This window comes from Bosea sp. RAC05, from assembly GCF_001713455.1.
Lineage (GTDB): Bacteria > Pseudomonadota > Alphaproteobacteria > Rhizobiales > Beijerinckiaceae > Allobosea.
In genome coordinates this window covers 1,082,796-1,100,507 of sequence record NZ_CP016464.1, presented here as the reverse complement: position 1 = coordinate 1,100,507, position 17,712 = coordinate 1,082,796, and the positions used below count along the sequence as shown (strand labels likewise).

Annotated in this window: 13 protein-coding genes; 8 read left to right on the top strand and 5 right to left on the bottom strand. The window is 69.4% G+C overall.

Going from position 1 to position 17,712, the window contains the following annotated elements:
- Positions 1-6 precede the first annotated feature (6 nt).
- From BSY19_RS08620 to BSY19_RS08610, 3 genes are read right to left on the bottom strand one after another with little or no spacing between them, the layout of a single operon-like run.
- Positions 7-3,135: an efflux RND transporter permease subunit gene (locus tag BSY19_RS08620; RefSeq protein WP_069053801.1), complete on the bottom strand. Its 3,129-nt coding sequence runs from the start codon at positions 3,133-3,135 to the stop codon at positions 7-9.
- On the bottom strand, positions 3,132-4,205 hold the full coding sequence (locus tag BSY19_RS08615) for an efflux RND transporter periplasmic adaptor subunit (RefSeq protein WP_069053800.1): 1,074 nt from the start codon (positions 4,203-4,205) through the stop codon (positions 3,132-3,134). The genes BSY19_RS08620 and BSY19_RS08615 overlap by 4 nt, the downstream gene beginning before the upstream one ends.
- The gene (locus tag BSY19_RS08610) at positions 4,202-5,308 is read right to left on the bottom strand and encodes an efflux RND transporter periplasmic adaptor subunit (RefSeq protein ID WP_069053799.1); all 1,107 of its coding nucleotides are present in this window, start codon (positions 5,306-5,308) and stop codon (positions 4,202-4,204) included. The genes BSY19_RS08615 and BSY19_RS08610 overlap by 4 nt, the downstream gene beginning before the upstream one ends.
- A gap of 105 nt (positions 5,309-5,413) precedes the next feature.
- Here BSY19_RS08610 and BSY19_RS08605 point away from each other — a divergent pair, with 105 nt between their 5' ends.
- Both BSY19_RS08605 and BSY19_RS08600 read left to right on the top strand, forming a co-directional pair.
- Positions 5,414-6,082 (top strand): TetR/AcrR family transcriptional regulator, encoded by a 669-nt coding sequence (locus BSY19_RS08605; protein ID WP_083247490.1) that lies wholly within the window; start codon positions 5,414-5,416, stop codon positions 6,080-6,082.
- Positions 6,083-6,318: 236 nt separating this feature from the next.
- On the top strand, positions 6,319-6,888 hold the full coding sequence (locus tag BSY19_RS08600) for a hypothetical protein (protein ID WP_069053798.1): 570 nt from the start codon (positions 6,319-6,321) through the stop codon (positions 6,886-6,888).
- Between the two features lie 26 nt (positions 6,889-6,914).
- Here BSY19_RS08600 and BSY19_RS08595 read toward each other — a convergent pair whose 3' ends face one another.
- Together BSY19_RS08595 and BSY19_RS08590 are read right to left on the bottom strand one after the other, a co-directional pair.
- Positions 6,915-7,616 (bottom strand): response regulator transcription factor, encoded by a 702-nt coding sequence (locus BSY19_RS08595; protein ID WP_069053797.1) that lies wholly within the window; start codon positions 7,614-7,616, stop codon positions 6,915-6,917.
- On the bottom strand, positions 7,613-9,238 hold the full coding sequence (locus BSY19_RS08590; protein WP_210184415.1) for a sensor histidine kinase: 1,626 nt from the start codon (positions 9,236-9,238) through the stop codon (positions 7,613-7,615). Before BSY19_RS08590 ends, BSY19_RS08595 begins: the two co-directional genes overlap by 4 nt.
- Before the next feature lie 323 nt (positions 9,239-9,561).
- On the opposite strand from BSY19_RS08590, the gene BSY19_RS08585 reads away from it, so the two are divergent.
- The 6 genes from BSY19_RS08585 (at position 9,562) to ntrB (ending at position 17,701) form a co-directional block, all read left to right on the top strand.
- Entirely contained in the window at positions 9,562-10,146 is a 585-nt protein-coding gene (locus tag BSY19_RS08585; protein ID WP_069053795.1) for an ANTAR domain-containing response regulator, read from the top strand.
- Between the two features lie 13 nt (positions 10,147-10,159).
- Positions 10,160-11,206 (top strand): ABC transporter substrate-binding protein, encoded by a 1,047-nt coding sequence (locus BSY19_RS08580; RefSeq protein WP_069053794.1) that lies wholly within the window; start codon positions 10,160-10,162, stop codon positions 11,204-11,206.
- A 307-nt stretch (positions 11,207-11,513) separates the two neighbouring features.
- On the top strand, positions 11,514-12,833 hold the full coding sequence (locus tag BSY19_RS08575) for a CmpA/NrtA family ABC transporter substrate-binding protein (RefSeq protein WP_069053793.1): 1,320 nt from the start codon (positions 11,514-11,516) through the stop codon (positions 12,831-12,833).
- Between the two features lie 3 nt (positions 12,834-12,836).
- Positions 12,837-14,051 (top strand): NAD(P)/FAD-dependent oxidoreductase, encoded by a 1,215-nt coding sequence (locus tag BSY19_RS08570; RefSeq protein WP_069053792.1) that lies wholly within the window; start codon positions 12,837-12,839, stop codon positions 14,049-14,051.
- 1 nt (position 14,052) lies between these two features.
- Positions 14,053-16,758 carry a nitrate reductase gene (locus BSY19_RS08565; RefSeq protein WP_069053791.1) on the top strand — a complete coding sequence of 902 codons (2,706 nt, stop codon included), beginning with the start codon at positions 14,053-14,055 and terminating at the stop codon, positions 16,756-16,758.
- 34 nt (positions 16,759-16,792) lie between these two features.
- A complete protein-coding gene (gene ntrB, locus BSY19_RS08560; RefSeq protein ID WP_083247489.1) occupies positions 16,793-17,701 on the top strand; it encodes a nitrate ABC transporter permease in 909 nt (302 codons plus the stop codon).
- The last annotated feature ends 11 nt before the right edge of the window (positions 17,702-17,712 follow it).

Below are 17,712 nucleotides of genomic sequence, written 5' to 3'. Positions count from 1 at the left end.
GCCGTATCAGGCCGTCGCCGGCGCCAGCCGGCTGGGCTCGCCCTCCGGCGCGGCCGCGGGCGGCGGCGGCTCCTTCAGCCGGAACCAGGCGACGTAGAGCGCCGGCAGGAAGAGCAGCGTCAGCACCGTGCCGACGATGATGCCGCCCATCATCGCGAAGGCCATCGGCCCCCAGAACACCTCGAAGGCGATCGGGATCAGGGCGAGGCTCGCCGCCGCGGCGGTCAGCATGATCGGACGCATGCGGTGGCGGCTGGCCTCCAGCACGGCGGTCCAGCCATCCATCCCCTCCTCGCGCAGTTCCTCGATCTGGTGCACGAGGATCACCGAGTTGCGGATCAGAATGCCGATCAGCGCGAGCACGCCGAGGATGGCGACGAAGCCCAGTGGCGCGCCGCTCGGCAACAGCGCCGCGACGACACCGATGAGGCCCAGCGGCGCCACCACCACCACCATCACCAGGCGCTGGAAGCTCTGCAGCTGGATCATCAGGATCGTCAGCATGGTCAGCAGCATGAAGGGCACGACCTTGATGATCGGCGCCTGACCCTTGCCACTTTCCTCGACCGCGCCGCCGACCTCGATTCTGTAGCCCGGCGGCAGGCCGTTCATGACCTCCGCCATCTTCGGCGCGAGCTGCTCGACGACCGTCGCCGGCTGGACGGCACCGAGCGGGGCGGCCTTGAGCGTGATCGTCGCCGCCCGTGCGCGACGCCAGACCGCGGGCTGTTCCAGCGTGTAGGAGAGCGCGGCCACCGCGGCGAGCGGCACGGTCTTGCCGTCCTTGGTCTGGATCTGAAGGTTCTGCAGCGATTCAACAGAATTGCGGTCGATGTCGCGGGCCCGGCCGATGACGTCGATCAGATAGATCGAGTCGCGGATCTGCGTCGCCGTGACGCCGCCGACGACGGTGTTGAGCACGGTCGCGATCGATTCCGAGGTGACGCCGAGCTGGGCCGCCTTGTCCTGGAGGACATCGACCTTCACCACCCGGGCCGGCTCGTTCCAGTCGCTGATGATCCGGCCGACCTGGTGGTTGCCGGCCATGACCTGCGCCACGCGCTGCGCCTGGTCGCGCACGCCCTGCAGGTCCGGCCCGCTGATGCGGTACTGGATGGCGCGGCCGACCGGCGGGCCGATCTCGAGCAGATGCACGAAGACATCGGAGCCGAGATAGTCCTTCTCGACCACCTTGTTCAGACGGGCAAGGACACGGTCGCGCGCCTTCAGGTCCCTGGTGATGATGACGATCTGGCCGAAATTCGGACTGGCGGGCTGCACGTCGAAGGACAGCATGAAGCGCACCGCGCCCTGGCCGACATAGGAGCTCCAGCGCTCGATGTCGGGATCGCCCGCGAGGACGGTCTTCTCGAAATGGTCCATCTCCGCCTTGGTGGTCGTGATCGAGGCGTTCTGACGCGCCGACCAGTCGACGACGACCTCGACGCGGTCCGAGAGCGGGAAGAACTGCTGCTGCACGAACTGCATCCCGAAGACCGAGAGGCCGAAGACGGCGACGGTGACGACGATCGTCGCCCAGCGCCGGCGCATGCAACCCAGCAGCAGCCGGTCGAAGAGCCGCCCGAAGAAGCCGCCCTGCGTGTCGTGCTTCGGCAGGCGCTCCGGCAGCATGGTCACGCCGAGCAGTGGCACGAACAGCACCGCGACCACCCAGGAGACGATCAGCGCCACCGCGATGACGACGAAGAGGGTGAAGGTGAATTCGCCGGCCGAGCCGTTGTTGAACGCGACGGGGAAGAAGCTCGCCACCGTCACAAGCGTGCCGGTCAGCATCGGGAAGGCGGTGTGGGTGTAGACATAGCTCGCGGCCGTCGGCAGCGGATCGCCCGCCTCGAGCCTGGCCACCATCATCTCGACCGCGATCATGGCGTCGTCGACCAGCAGCCCGAGCGCGATGATCAGCGCGCCCAGAGAGATGCGCTGGAGCGAGACGCCGTAGAGCTCCATGGCAAGGAAGGTGATGGCGAGCACGAGCGGGATCGTCACCGCCACGACCAGGCCGGCCCGGAAGCCGAGGCTGAGAAAGCTGACGGCGAGCACGATGACCACGGCCTCGATCAGCGCCTTGACGAAGCCGCCGACCGCCTCCTCGACGATCTTCGGCTGGTCGGCGACGAGATGGACATCGATGCCGATCGGAAGGTCGCGCTCGATCGCGGCCAGCATCGTCTCCAGCTCCGCGCCAAAGGCGTTCAGGTTGGCGCCGGGCTTCATGCCGACGGACAGCCCGATCGCCGGCTCGCCCTTGTAGCGGAACAGCGCCGTCGGCGGGTCCTGGTAGCCGCGCGTGATCGTGGCGACGTCCGAGAGCCGGAAGAAGCGGTCGTTGATCCGCAGGTTGATGTCCCGGAGCGTCTGCTCGGAGGCGAGCTGGCCGCTGACACGCACGCTGACGCGCTCGCCGGCCGCCTCCAGAACGCCGGAGGGGGTGATCGCATTCTGCCCGCGCAGCGCGTCCACGACCATCGTCTGGGTGAGGCCCAGCGCCGCGATCTCGCGTGTCGAGAATTCGAGATAGATGACCTCGTCCTGGGCGCCGACGAGTTCGACCTTGCCGGCATCGGGCAGCGTCAGGATGCGGGCACGGGCGCGCTCGACATGGTCTCGCACCTGCCGCGGCGTGAAACCGTCCGCGGTGAAGGCGTAGATGTTGCCGAAGACGTCGCCGAAATCATCGTTGAAGAACGGACCCTGCACGCCCGTCGGCAGTTGCGGCTGGAGATCGGCCATGATCTCGCGGACGCGCGTCCAGGTCGCCTTCACCTGCGGACCCTGCGTCGTGTCCTTCAGGTTGACGAAGATCGTGGTCTGGCCGGGCCGGTTGAGGCTGCGGGCATAGTCGAAGGCCGGGAGGGCCTCGAGCTTCTTCTCGATCCGGTCGGTGACCTGGTTGACCGTGTCCTCCAGCGTGGCCCCGGGCCAGTTCGCCTGGATGATCATGGTCTTGATCGTGAAGTCGGGGTCCTCGGCGCGGCCCAGGTTGAAGTAGGAGGCCAGCCCCGCCACCGCGCAGACGATCATGAAGTACCAGACGAGCGAGCGGTGGCCCAGCGCCCAGCCGGAGAGGTTGAAGCGGGCGCGCTGATGCGGCGCCTCGTGCCCAGACGTGGTCATCGGCTGGTCTCCCCGCCCTTTACAATTTGTCCTTCAGCGAGCCGGTTGGCGCCGGCGACGACGACCCTGTCGCCCTCCGCCACGCCCTCTGCGACACGCACCGTCTTCTCGTCGCGCTCGGCGACCCTGACCGGAACCGACCGGACCGCGGGGCCCTGCCCGCCGACGATCCAGACGCGCTCCTCTTCGCCACGGCGGAACACCGCGGCGGCCGGCAGCTCGATCAGGCCGGCGCTGCGCGCCTCCACCGGCCGGGCCCGGATGGTCGAGCCCAGACGCATCGCCTCCGGCGGCGACTCGAGCGCGACCTTGACGCGGCGCAGCCGGGTGACGGCGTCCGCCGCGGGGGCGATCTCGCGCACCGTGCCATCGGCCGTGACGCGCGGATCGGCCTGGAGCTGCACGCGGAAACGCACGCCGACCGTGATCAGCGCCACCACCGGATCGGGCAGGTCGATGACCGCCTCGCGGATGTCGGTGCGCGCCAATGTCACCACCGTGTTCCCCGGCACCGTCATCTGGCCGACCTCGGCACTGACGGCCGTGACGACGCCGTCGGCATCGGCGCGCAACGTCGCATAGCTCAGCTGGTCACGGGCCTTGGCGAGGCCCGCCTGCGCCTGCTCCACGGAGGCGACCGCCGCCTTCTGGCTTTGTTCCGCCTGGTCGAGCTCGGATTGCGACGAGATCTTGTTGGCGAAGAGGGTCTCGATGCGGCCGCGCGCGGCGACGGCACGCTCCTGCTGCGCCTGCGCCGAGGCCAGGGTGGCTTCAGCCGAGACCACGGCCAGCGCCAGCGCGGTCGGGTCGCTCTGCGCCAGGCGCTGCCCGGCGCGGACGACGTCGCCGACATTGACGTCGCGCGTGATGATGCGGCCGAGCACCAGGAAGGCGCGGTCGACCGTATAGCGCGCCGCGATCACCCCGGCGAAGTCGTTGTCGGCCTGCACCATCCGGCGGGCCAGGACCGTTTCGACCGGGCGCGGCGGCTTGGGCGCCTCGGCCGCTTCCTTGCAGGCGGTGAGCGCCAGCCCGAGCGCGGCCAGCCCGGCCATCATGCGGCGATTCATCGGGAAGCCCTCCCCGCCACGGGCGCGACGACCTCGCCCTGCCTGAGAAACTGGACGCCCGCGGAGACCACGAGCTCGCCAGGCTCGATGCCACCTCCGACGACGATCTCGCCGGTGCGGTAGCTGTCGACCTCGATCGGCCGCAGCGAGACGGCGCGGGTGGCGCGGTCGACGATCCAGACCGCGGGCTTCGTTCCGCTGGAGAAGAAGGCCTGCCAGGGCAGGACGACGACCGGTCTGGGCGTCAGCCGGGCCCGGCCGATCACCGGCGCGCCGAGCCGCATCGCGGGCGGCGTTTCGTCGAGCGCGACCTTGACCCTGACCGTGCCCCTCGCGAGATCGATCGCGGGCGAGATCTCGCGAACGCGACCCTGGGCCGTGACGCTGCGGTCAGACACCAGCACGATCTCGATCTCGCCGGGCGCCGCGCCCTGCGGCGACTGAGCAATCACACTCTCGGGCACATCGAAGATGGCGTCGCGCGGACCGTCCTGTGCCACGGTGAAGACCGATTGCGCGACCGCGACCACTTGCCCGACCTCGGCGCCCCGGGCGGTGACGATGCCGTCGGCGTCGGCCTTGAGATCGGTGAAGGAGAGCGCATCCTCGGCCGTCTGCAGCGCCGCCCTGGCACCCGACAGGGCAGAGCGCGCGCTCTCATAAGCCTGCCTGGAGCTGTCGAAGCTGCTCTGCGTGGTGAAGCCCTGCGCCAGCAGTGACTTCTGGCGGTCGAAGGTCGCCGTGGCGTTCTTCAGAGTCGCCTCCGCGGCCGCCACCCCCGCCTGTTGCGAGGCGACCTCGGCAAGCTGCTGCGCGTTCTCCTGCCGGGCCAGAATCTGCCCCGCCGCGACACGGTCGCCGACCTCGACGCTGCGCTCGGCGACGCGCCCCTGGATGCGGAAGCCGAGATCGCTCTGGACCCGGGCCGCGAGTTCGCCGGTCAGGGCGACGACCGGCGCCTGCGAGCTGCGCGCAGCCTCGACGATTTCAACCGCGCGCGGTCCCAGGCCGCCCTCCTGGGCGGCGAGCGGCGCAGCCGCCGTGAGGGCAAATGCGAGGGCCGAGAGCAGTCTCGCGGCGGGGGGGACACCGTTGATGACCATGGGGGAGATTTCCGACTGAACCGTTCAGTTCAGTTGACGCAGTCGCCGCTGGCTGTCAAGATCAAACTGTACTGTTCAGTTCAAATCATCGATCCAAGGCGTTGCATGCCGTTGCCCAACCCTGCCCTCGCGCTTCACCACACCCCGACCAGCGCGGCACCGCCGCCACCGCCGAGCCGCAAGGCGCTGCAGATTCTCGACGCCGCGACCGAGCTGTTCCTCGGCGAGGGCTTCGACGGCGTGTCGATGGATCGGGTGACGCAGGCGGCCGGCGTCTCGAAGGCGACGCTCTACGTCCATTTCCGGACCAAGCAGGAGCTCTTCACCGGCGTGATCCTGCGCGAGGTCGAGGCGGTGCGGCGGCTGACCACGATCCGGCTGACTGATGCCACCGACATCGCCTCGGCGCTGCGCGCGATCGCCCATCACCTCGCGGCCTTCTTCGTCAGCGAGCGGATGGTCAAGCTCAAGCGGGCCGCCATCGGCGCGATCGCGCATTTTCCCGAGCTGGCCGCGGTGATCTTCCGCGCCGGGCCGGGCGAGACCATCATCACGCTGGCGCAGCATCTGGCGGAGCATGGCGCCGCGCAGGGTCTGACCATACCTGATCCGAACCTCGCCGCACGGCAGTTCCTCAACCTCGTCTGCGGCGATTTCGAGTTCGGCGGCGTCCTGCCCGCGCCGCCCCTCTCCGAAGCGGACGTCAATCATGTCATCGAGGAGGCGATCGCCATGTTCTTCGCGCGCTATCGCTCGACCGAGGTGGCTCGCTGAAGCGAAGGCGCTCGGCCCAACCGTCGGCGCCTTCGACAATCCGCGACGGTGACGCTCCAATCGGCGATGTCCCGCCCGGTGTCCGCCTCTCCCTTGCCGGTGCGGTGGGACGACACCTCCGCGCCACCACCGCCATTCATGCGGCTGTCATCTCGCGTTCATGCGGCCAACAGGCGACGCTCAGATTGGGGTGCCATCTCTGTCTCAGCGGCCAATCCGGCCCCTGGGAGATGATGATGTCCTTGCATTCGACGAAGCGTTCGATCCTTTTTGGCGCGCTTGCCCTGTCCCTGCTGTCCGGCCACGCCGGCGCCTTCGATCTGCAGAACGGCGTGATCAGCGAGCAGGAGGTGCTGGGAGCTCAGAAGGCCTGGGGCGATGCGGTCGTCGCGATCAGCCGTGACCACGAGACGGGCGGCGTCGCGGCCGCGAAGGCCAAGGCCGAGGCGGCGCTCGACGGCGCCTATGGCTACCAGTTCGGCCCGGTGCTGTTCAAGCCGACCCTGACCAAGCAGCCCCACACCTTCCGCACGACGCGCGAGGGCGCGCTGTCCTATTTCGTCGGCGGCAATCCCAAGTTCCCGGAAGACACCGGCTTCGCCCTGAAGGGCTGGCGCAAGGTCGAGATCCGCAACGTCGCGATCCAGCTTCACGGCCAGACGGCGACCACGCTCGGCAACGTGATGTTCACCGACAAGGACGGCAAGGTGACGACGGTCGACAAGTCCTGGACCTTCCGCAAGGACGACCGGGGCGTGGTGCGGATCGTCCAGCACCATTCCTCGCTGCCCTTTACCGGCAACTGAGCCAGCGCCGCCAAGGGGGCGGGCTGTCAGCTCTCGAGCCGATAGCCCAGCCCCCGGAGCGTGCTGATCAGCGAGGTCTCCGCGGCGCGATCGAGCTTGCTGCGGAGCCGGCGGACATAGACGTCGACGACATTGGTCAGGGGGTCCTCGTCGACCCCCCAGACATTGGCGAGGATCCGTTCGCGGCTGAGCACGCGGCCGGGCGCCGACATGAACAGCTCCAGCAGGGCCAGTTCCCGCGCCGTGAGCGATATCTCCTCGCCGTCGCGGAACACCCGCATCGTCGCCCGGTCGAGTTCAAGACATCCAACCACGAGGTTGCGGTCGGCCACGGGCCTGATGTCGCGCGAACGGCGCATCAGCGCCTCGATCCGGGCCAGCAGTTCGTCGAAGGCGAACGGCTTGACCATGTAGTCGTCGGCGCCCATGCGCAGGCCGGAAATCCTGTCGCTGACGGCGCCGAGCGCGGTCAGCATCAGGATCGGTGTCGCGATGCCCCCGGCCCGCAAGGTCTGGCAGACCTCGATGCCGTTGATGAAGGGCAGCATCAGATCGAGCAGGATCACGCCGCTCTGCTCGAGCTGGCGCCAGCTCGCCGCGAGTTCGCGCGCCTGCTCGATCCCCGAGGGGCCGTCGCGGGCGACATGGACGCGATAGCCTTCGCCCCGCAGCCCCCGCTCCAGGAAATCCGACACGCGCGGGTCGTCTTCGACGATCAGGATGTTCACGCCGGTTGCTCCACGGGAAAAGCCTGCCCCTCGCCGACCAGCGGGAACCGGAGCGTGACCATGGTCCCTTCGCCGAGGCGGCTGTCCAGAACGATCGTGCCCTCCTGGCGTTCGGCGAGATGCCGCGCGATGGCGAGCCCGAGGCCCATGCCGTTGGGCCGATGGCCGCGTGCATTGCCGGCACGGTAGGTTCGCTCGAAAACCCTGTCGAGTTCGTCGGGCGCAATCCCGATGCCTTGATCGACGATGTCGAGGCGCCAGTGCCCCGCCCCGGCGCCACTGTCGTCTGCCTGGGCCTTGACCCGCACGGTGCCTCCCGGATGCGAGTAGCGGACCGCGTTGTCGAGAAGCAGCGTGATGATCTGCTGCAGCCGGACGGGATCGCAGAACAGGGTGGCCGGCGCGTCGACGTCGGTCTCGAGCCGGATCTGCCGCTGCTGCGCCGCCGAGGTCAGCGTCACGAGCGCCTCCTCCAGCGGCAGCCGCGCATCGACGGGCTGCCGGTCGAGCGGAAGCGTCTCGCCGTCGCTGCGGGCCATCATGATCAGGTCGTCGATCAGCGCCGCGAGTTGCTGCGATGCCTGCCCGACGCGTGTCAGGGCGGCGCGATACTCCGCCTCGCTGCGTGCGCCGCGCAGCGTCACCTCCGCTTCCCCGCGGATTGCGGCCATGGGCGTGCGCAGCTCGTGGCTGATCTCGCCGAGCAGCTGCCGGCGCCGGCGCTCGGACTGGCGCAGCCCGTCGAGGGCCTCCTCGAGCGCCGCCGTGCGCTCGGCCACGAGCCCTTCCAGCTCGCCGCGGATCCGGGCCTCTTGGTCGCGGCGCAGGCTCAGCTCCTGCGCCATCCGGTTGATGCTGGTGGCCGCTCCGGCGAATTCATCGCGGCCGCGCACGGGGATGCGGTGGCCGAGTTCGGCCCTCGCGAAGGCCTCGGCCCCGCGCACGAGGTCATGCAGGGGCCTGCGCAGGGCGCGGGCGAAATAGACGGCGAGTCCGAGCGCCGCAAGGCCGAGAAGCACCGTCGTCGCCAGCGACAGTAGATTGAGCCTGACCAGCGCCCTGTCCGCATCCGCCCGCCGGCTGGCGAGCAGGTCTGTCTCGGTGCGGATGCTCTCGTTGAGCACCTGGCGCAGGTCGCGACCGGCCCCCTCGTCGAAGACCGCCTCGATGGCGGCCCAGGCGGCGAGGATGTTGCCCGAGCTGCCCTGGGCGCTGATCGTGGCGATGGCGGGCTGGAGCGCGACGACGCTGGCGGCCAGGAGCTTGAGCGCCTCGTCGCGGTGCTTGTCGTCCTGCGACGAGCGGGCGGCCGAGCCGTCCAGACGCTCCGCCTCGCGGCTCAGCTGCTGGAGCCGGACGATGGTCTCGGCCATCCGCATCCGCAGGATCTCGCCATCGCCGGCTTCGTATTCCGCGCCGATCAGCACCCGCAACGACCAGGCCCGCAGCCGCTGCTTCGTGGCCGAAAGGTCGAGGAACCCCGACTGAAGGTCGCCCGCAATCCGCCCGCGAAGCACCTGCAGCTCCGCTGTGCTGGCGATCCAGGCATTGAGGCCGCCCTGGGCCAGAGCGAGAAGGGCCATCGCGGCGAAGGCAGCGAGTAGTCGTGCTCTGAACGGCATGCTCGAGGCCTCTCGCCGGAATGTCCCTGTCGAGAAGGCCTTGGAACGCCTCCTCCTCTCGCTGAAACCGGGCGCACCGGAGGCACCGTGTTCGATCGCGGCGACGCGTCCGGGGCCGATGGCTCGACTTCACCGCGCGCTTCTACATGACGATCGGCAGGTCATCGACCCCGGGCTGACCTCGTGCCGACGGAATGTCCGCCGGCACGGACGGCGATTGAGACGTGGTGGAGCGGCGCCCCTCCCCCATCCCGGCGTAGGCGCCGCCGCTTGGCACATTTCCTGAATGGCACGTACCGAAGCCCAACCCAGTGCGCAGCGGCATGGTGCCCAATCTACGGATCCTGATCGTCGACGCCAACAATCTGCGCGCCACGATCATCGAGGAAGGGCTCCGCGAGGCTGGCTATCGCGAGCTCGTTCGCGTCTCCGCGACGACCGGGCTCGTCGCCGCCATCGAGCAACACGACCCCGACGTCGTCGTCATCGATCTCGAGGATCCCAGCCGCGACGCCCTCGCCGACATGTTCCTGGTCAGCCGCCATATCCGGCGGCCGATCACCATGTTCGTCGACCAGTCGGATTCCGCCTCGATCGAGGCCGCGGTCGAGGCCGGCGTCTCCGCCTACATCGTCGACGGGCTGAAGAAAGAGCGCATGCAGCCGATCCTGCAGACCTGCATCAGCCGCTTCAACGCCTTCCGCAAGCTGCGCGAGGAGCTCGACGAGGCCCGCTCCCAGCTCGAGGAGCGCAAGCTGGTCGACAAGGCCAAGGGCATCGTCATGCGCATGAAGAACCTGCCGGAGGAGGAGGCCTATGCCCTGCTCCGGCGCACCGCCATGAACGACAAGCGCAAGCTCGTCGACATCGCGCGCTCGATCATCACGGCCGCCGAGGTGTTCAAATGACCAAGGTGCTGACATGACGCTGCATCTGCGGGTCGGCTTCATGCCGCTGGTCGATTGCGCGCTGGTCGTGCTGGCGAAGGACGAGGGCTTCGCGGAGGCCGAGGGGCTGAACCTCGAACTCGTGCGCGAGGTGTCCTGGTCGAATCTGCGCGACAAGCTGAACATCCGCCTGTTCGACGCGGCCCATATGCTCGGCCCCGCCGCCATCGCCGCGACGCTCGGCGTCGGCGGCGTCCGGGCGCCCATGGCGGTGCCGCTCGCGCTCAATCTCGATGGCGCCGCGATCACCGTGACCCTGCGCCGCTATGACGAGCTCGCCCGCCTCGCCGAGGGCGACATGGCCGACACCGCCGTCTCCGCCCGCGCGCTCGCGGCGCTGGTCGCGCGCCGCAAGGCCTCGGGCCTCCCGCCCCTGACGCTGGCAGCCGTCTTCGGCTTCTCCAGCCACACCTATCTGCTCTGCGAATGGCTGGCTAAGGCCGGGCTTTCGCTGGGCACGGACATCCGCTTCGAGGTCGTGCCGCCGCCGCAGACGGTCGAAGCCTTGCGCAGCGGCCGCGTCGACGGCTTCTGCGCCGGAGCGCCCTGGAATGCCGCGGCGGTTGCCGCCGGAGTCGGCGCGATGGTCCACACCAGCACGGACCTGCGGCGCGACTGCCCCGACAAGGTCCTCGCCTGGCAGGCCGACGACCTGGAGCGGCGCCCCGCCGCCGTCCAGAAGCTGACCGCGGCGATCCTGCGCGCCAGCGACTGGGCCTGCGACCCTGCCAATGTCACGCGCTTCGCGGCGCATCTCTCGGCACCCGACCGGCTCGCCCTGCCGGTCGAGATTCTCGAGCCGGTGCTTCGCTTCAACCTGCTGCAGGGTGCGGGCCGCCCCCCGCGCCAGGTCGAGCGTTTCATCCGCTTCGATCGCGACGCCTTGCGGCCCGTGCCGGAGCATGCCGCCTGGATCCTGGCGGGGATGGAGAAAGCAGGACAGATCGTCCAGACACCCACCATGCTGGAGCAGGCGAAGGCGGTCTTTCGGCCGGCCGCTTTTCCGGGCGAGACCGCCTGATCCGCACGGATGGCGCGCAAATGGGCAAGCGTGCCCGATTTGTGCATCGCATCCGTGCTGACGCGGCCGACCGCCGAACACCGCGCGTGTCCGCCAAGTTGTTGTAATTCCAGAAAGCGGCGGCTCCGGCGCCGGCTGGCACGATCCTTGTTAGGAACGGTTCAACGCGGCCAACGCTGCCCGCGCCATCCTCCGAACCGGAATTGCACAGCAACGCCGCTGTCGAACGTGCCCACGGGTGCATTCGCGCGGCGTTTTTCGTGTTCGGGGGCCGGCAGGCCTTCCTTCGCAAACCGAGAGGCGATCGATGACGAACACAGTCGAGACCAGCACAAAGCCCGCATCCGTCAATGCCGGCCGTCGACGGCTGCTGAAGCTGTCGGGCGCCGCCGCGCTGCTGAGCGCCGCGCGCCTCGCGCTGCCGTCGGGCGCCTTCGCGCAGGGTGCGGGACCCGAGGTCAAGGGCACGCGGCTGGGCTACATCGCCCTGACCGACGCCTCGCCCCTGATCATCGCCAAGGAGAAGGGTCTCTACGCCAAATACGGCCTGCCCGACATGGACATCGCCAAGCAGGCGAGCTGGGGCGCCACGCGCGACAACATGGCGCTCGGCTTCAAGAACAACGGCATCGACGGCGGCCATATCCTGCGCCCGAAGACGCATCTCTATTCGACCGGCAAGGTCATGCAGAACGGCCAGCCCTTGCCGATGTACACGCTTTTGAACCTCAACGAGGACGGCCAGGCGATCTCGGTCTCCAACGAATACAAGGACCTCAACGTCCAGAAAGATGCCTCGCCGCTGAAGCTGGCCTTCGAGCGCAAGAAGGCGGCGGGCAAGGAGCTGACCGCCGCCATGACCTTCCCGGGCGGCACCCACGACCTCTGGATCCGCTACTGGCTCGCCGCCGGCGGCATCGACCCCGACACCGACATCAAGGTCATCACCGTGCCGCCGCCGCAGATGGTGGCGAACATGAAGGTCGGCACGATGGACTGCTTCTGCGTCGGCGAGCCGTGGAACGAGCAGCTCGTCAACCAGAACATCGGCTACACCGCGCTGACCACCGGCGAACTCTGGGCGCGCCATCCCGAGAAGATCCTGGGCATGCGCGCCGATTTCGTCGACGCCAACCCGAAGGCGACGCAGGCGATCCTGATGGCGGTGATGGAGGCCCAGCAATGGGCCGACAAGCGCGAGAACCGCCAGGAGCTCTCGGAAATCGTCGGCCGGCGGCAATGGTTCAACGTGCCGGTCAACGACATCAACAAGCGCCTGCTCGGCGACATCAATTACGGCAATGGCCGCGAGGTGAAGGGCACCAATCTCCAGATGAAGTTCTGGGGCGAAGGCGGCTCGACTTCCTACCCCTGGAAGAGCCTCGACACCTGGTTCGTCACCGAGAACATCCGCTGGGGCAAATTCGAGCCGACGATCGACATCAAGGCCCTCGTCGACAAGACGAACCGCTCGGACCTGTGGCGCGAGGCGGCCAAGACGCTCGGCGTCGCCGGCGCCCCGACCGGCGATTCCCGCGGCATCGAGACCTTCTTCGACGGGGTGAAGTTCGATCCGGCAGCGCCGATGGACTACCTCAAGACGCTGAAGATCAAGCGGATCGCCTGATCGATGGCCGAGCCCCTGATCATCGTCGGGAAGGGCATGGCGGCAACGCGGCTGGTCGAGGAACTCGGCCAGCGCGCGCTCGGCCGCCATGCCATCGCGGTGATCGGGGCCGAGGACCGCCTGGCCTATAACCGGGTGCTGCTCTCGCCCCTGCTGGCCGGGGAGATCGCGGAACGCGAGATCGAGCTGAAACCGGCCGGCTGGTGGCAGGCGCGTGGCGTCTCGACGCTCTATGGCCGCGCCGTCGCGTCGATCGACCGGGCGGCCAGGAGCGTGACGCTGGAGGACGGGCTGACGCTGCCTTACGGCAAGCTCGTTCTGGCGACGGGCTCGACCCCGGTGAAGCCGCCGCTTCCGGGCAGCGATCTGCCGGGTGTCGTGACCTTCCGCGACACCGCCGATGTCGAGACGATGCGGGCCTACGCCGCGCGTGGCGCGCGGATCGTGGTGATCGGCGGCGGCCTGCTCGGGATCGAGGCGGCCTATGGCCTGTCCAGGGCCGGCGGGCGGGTGACGCTGCTGCATCTGGTCGACCGGCTGATGGAGCGCCAGCTCGACGCCGAGGGGGCCGCCCTGCTGGCGGAGGCGATCACGGCGCGCGGCATCACGGTCAGGCTCGGTGCCGCCAGCACGGGCTTCGTCGGCACCGACAAGGTCGAGGGCGTGGCCTTGCAGGACGGCACGGTCGTTCCCGCCGATCTCGTGGTCGTCGCCATCGGCGTGCGGCCGAATGCCGGCCTCGCCAGGGCCGCCGGTCTCGCCGTCAACCGCGGCATTCTCGTGGATGACGGGCTGGCGACCGACGACGACAGCATCTTCGCGATCGGCGAATGCGCCGAGCATCGCGGCAGCGTCTATGGGCTGGTCGAGCCCGCCCATGAGCAGGCGCGCGTGCTGGCCCTGCGCCTCGCCGGGCAGAGGGCCGCCTATGAGGGTTCGCTGCTGGCGACCAACCTCAAGGTCAGCGGCGTCGGGGTGTTCTCGGCGGGCGCGTTCGAGGCGGCGGAGGGCGCCGAGACGGTGGTGCTGCGCGACCGCAACGCCGGCCTCTATCGCAAATTCGTCCTGCGCGAGGGCCGCCTGGTCGGCTGCGTCCTCGTCGGCGATACGCAGGGCGCGCTGTTCTATCTCGGCCTGATCCGCTCGGGACAGGACATCTCCGCCATCCGCGCCGATCTGCCCTTCGGCGAGCACTATTGCGCCGCGAGGGCGGCCTGAGATGAGCATCGCGGCGCCCCGTCCCGAAGCCGGCCCGGCCGATCGCGCGGTCCGCACCGCCTGCCCCTATTGCGGCGTCGGCTGCGGCGTCCTCGCGACGCCCGACGGCCGGGGTGAAGCGACGATCGCGGGCGACCCCGCCCATCCCGCCAATCTCGGCCGGCTGTGCTCCAAGGGCGCGGCGCTGGGCGAAACGCTCGGCCTGGGCTCGCGCGTGCTGCATCCGCTGCGCCGCAACGCCGCCGGCGGCTACGACCGCGTCGGCTGGGACGATGCGCTTGATGCGGTGGCGGATGGTCTGCGGGCGATCATCGAGCGCGACGGCCCCGAGGCGGTCGCCTTCTATCTCTCGGGCCAGCTCCTGACCGAGGACTACTACGTCGCCAACAAGCTGATGAAGGGCTTCATCGGCTCCCCGCATGTCGACACGAACTCGCGGCTCTGCATGTCCTCGACGGTGGCCGGGCACAGGCGCGTGTTCGGCTCGGACACGGTTCCGGGCCGGTACGAGGATCTCGACGTCGCCGACCTGATCGTGCTCGTCGGGTCCAACACCGCCTGGTGCCATCCAGTGCTGTTCCAGCGCCTCCAGCGGAACCGGGCGGCGCGCGGGGCCCGTGTCGTGGTGATCGACCCGCGCGTCACGGCGACCGCGGACGGGGCCGACATGGTGCTCGCGATCAAGCCGGGCTCGGATGCCGTGCTGTTTGCCGGCCTGCTCGTGCATCTGGCGGCGAACGGGCTGACGGACGCCCACTATCTCGCCGACCATGTCTCGGGCTACGAGGCGGCGCTGGAGAATGCGCGCCAGATCGCGCCGAACATCGCCAGCGTCGCCAGCCGGACCGGGCTGACGCCGGCCGTCGTCGCCGGCTTCTACGAGCTCTGGGGCGCGACGCCGGCCGTGGTCACGGCCTGGAGCCAGGGGGTCAACCAGTCGGCCCAGGGCACCGACAAGGTCGCCGCCATCCTGCACTGCCATCTGGCGACGGGCCGCATCGGCCAGCCGGGCTGCGGGCCCTTCTCGCTGACCGGCCAGCCCAACGCCATGGGCGGGCGCGAGGTCGGCGGCCTCGCCAACATGCTGGCGGCCCATATGGGCTATGCCCCGGCCGAGATCGACCGCGTCCGGCGCTTCTGGAATGCGCCGCGGATGGCGCAGGCCGAGGGCCTGAAGGCGGTCGCGATGATGGAGGCGGTCGAGGCCCGGCGCATCCGCGCGCTCTGGGTGATGGCCACCAACCCGGCCGTCTCGCTGCCGCGGGCCGACCGGGTGCGGGCGGCGCTCGGCCGTCTCGACCTCTTCATCGTCTCGGAGAACGTGCTCTCGAACGACACGCTCTCGGCCAAGCCGCATTTCATCCTGCCGGCGGCGGCCTGGGGCGAGAAGGACGGCACCGTCACCAATTCGGAGCGCCGCATCTCGCGCCAGCGCGCCTTTCTGCCGCTCCCCGGCGAGGTCAGGCCGGATTGGTGGATCCTCTGCGAGGTCGCCCGGCGCCTCGGCTTCGGCGACGCCTTCGCCTATGCCGGCTCCAATGACATCTACGCCGAGCATGCCGCGCTCTCGGCCTTCGAGAATGACGGCTCGCGCGATTTCGACATCGGCGCCCATGCCGGCCTGTCGAAGCGCGACTACGACGCGCTGGAACCGGTGCAGTGGCCGGTGCCGGCCGGCCGGCCGCTCGGCACGTCGCGCCTGTTCGCGCAGGGCGGGTTCTTCACCGCCGATGGTCGCGCACGGATGGTGCCGCTGGCCGTCCCGGCGCTCGCGAACGCCACGAGCGACGCCTTCCCGATGCTGCTGAACACCGGCCGCGTCCGCGATCACTGGCACACGATGACGCGCAGCGGCCTCAGCCCGCGCCTCAGCGCCCATATCGCCGAGCCGACGGTCCAGGTGAATCCGGCAGATGCGGCGCGCTTTGGCCTGTCGGACGGTGGCTTCGCCTGCATCGGCAACGCCTTCGGCACCGTCGTGCTCAAGGTCGCGCTCGACCCCGGCGTCCAGCCCGGGTCCCTCTTCGCGCCGATCCACTGGTCCGCCGAGACGGCCTCCCAGGCCCGCATCGGCGCCGCCGTCCAGGCGGACTGCGACCCCTTCTCCGGCCAGCCCGAGATGAAGGCGACGCCGTCTTCGATCGCGCCCGTCGCCTACGCATCGCAGGGCTTCGTGCTCTCGCGCGACGGCTTTGCCCTGCCGGAGGGAAGCTGGTGGGCGAAGCTCGCCGTCGCGGGCGGGCAAGGCCAGCTGTTTGCAACCGATTCCGGACCGGCCGAGCTGATGGGCGCGATCCGCAGTGCCTTCGGCGAGGACGGCCTGACCGAGATGGTCGATCTCGATGGCGGTACTTATCGCTGCGCCGTCCTGCGCGAGGGCCGGCTGGTCGCGGCGCTCTTCCTGGCCCCTTTCGGCCGCCTGCCGCTCTGGGACACCGTGAAGCGCGCCTTTGCCGATCACGCGGCGCTGCCGGACAACCGGCTGGCTCTGCTGGCCGGCCGCAGCCTCGACGGCGCGGCCGATCCCGGCCCGACCGTCTGCGCCTGTTTCGGCGTCGGGTTGAGCGCGATCCGGGCCGCCTTCGCGGGCGGCGCGACAAGCCCCGAAGAGATCGGCCAACAGCTCAAGGCGGGGACCAATTGTGGGTCCTGCCTCCCCGAAATCCGCCGCATCGGCGCGCAGGCGCGCGCCACGGTCGCGGCATGAAGCCCCTGCGATGCGACAACCAGAGGAGAATCTGATGGGTCGGGCCGTCCTGAAGGAAGTGGAGACGGGCGCGACGGTGGTCGCCCTGCCCGGTGCCAAGCCCGGCGTGGTGCCGCTGCCAGCGCCGGCCCGCAAGCCGCTCTCGTCCAGGCTGCTGCCCTGGCTGAGAGCGATCCTCGTCAATGTGCTGCCACCTTTGGTCACCGTCGCGCTGATCGCGCTGTTCTGGCAGATCGCCGCGTCGGGCCCGCAATCCTCGTTGCCGCCGCCGACCAAGATCTGGGAGGAGGCCAAGGATCTGATCGTCGAGCCGTTCTACTGGGCGGGCTCCCAGGACATCGGGCTGGGCTGGCGCATCCTGGTCTCGCTGCAGCGCGTCGCCATCGGCTTCAGCCTGGCGGCGATCGTCGGCGTGCTGCTGGGTGCGCTCGTCGGCCAGTCGGTCTGGGCGATGCGCGGGCTCGACCCGATCTTCCAGGTGCTGCGCACCGTGCCGCCGCTCGCCTGGCTGCCGCTCTCGCTGGCGGCGTTCCGCGACAGCCAGCCCTCGGCGATCTTCGTGATCTTCATCACCGCGATCTGGCCGGTGATCATCAACACCGCAGTGGGTATCCGCAACATCCCGCAGGACTACCGCAATGTCGCGCAGGTGCTGCGGCTGAACCAGGTCGAGTTCTTCTTCAAGATCATGGTGCCCTCGGCGGCGCCCTACATCTTCACCGGCCTTCGCATCGGCGTCGGCCTGTCCTGGCTCGCCATCGTCGCGGCGGAAATGCTCACCGGCGGCGTCGGCATCGGCTTCTTCATCTGGGATGCGTGGAACTCCTCGCGCCTGTCCGACATCATCGTGGCGCTCGTCTACATCGGCGTGGTCGGCTTCCTGCTCGACCGGCTGGTCGCCTTCGTCGGCGCGATCGTCACCCGCGGCACGATCGTGAACTGAAAGGGATCGAC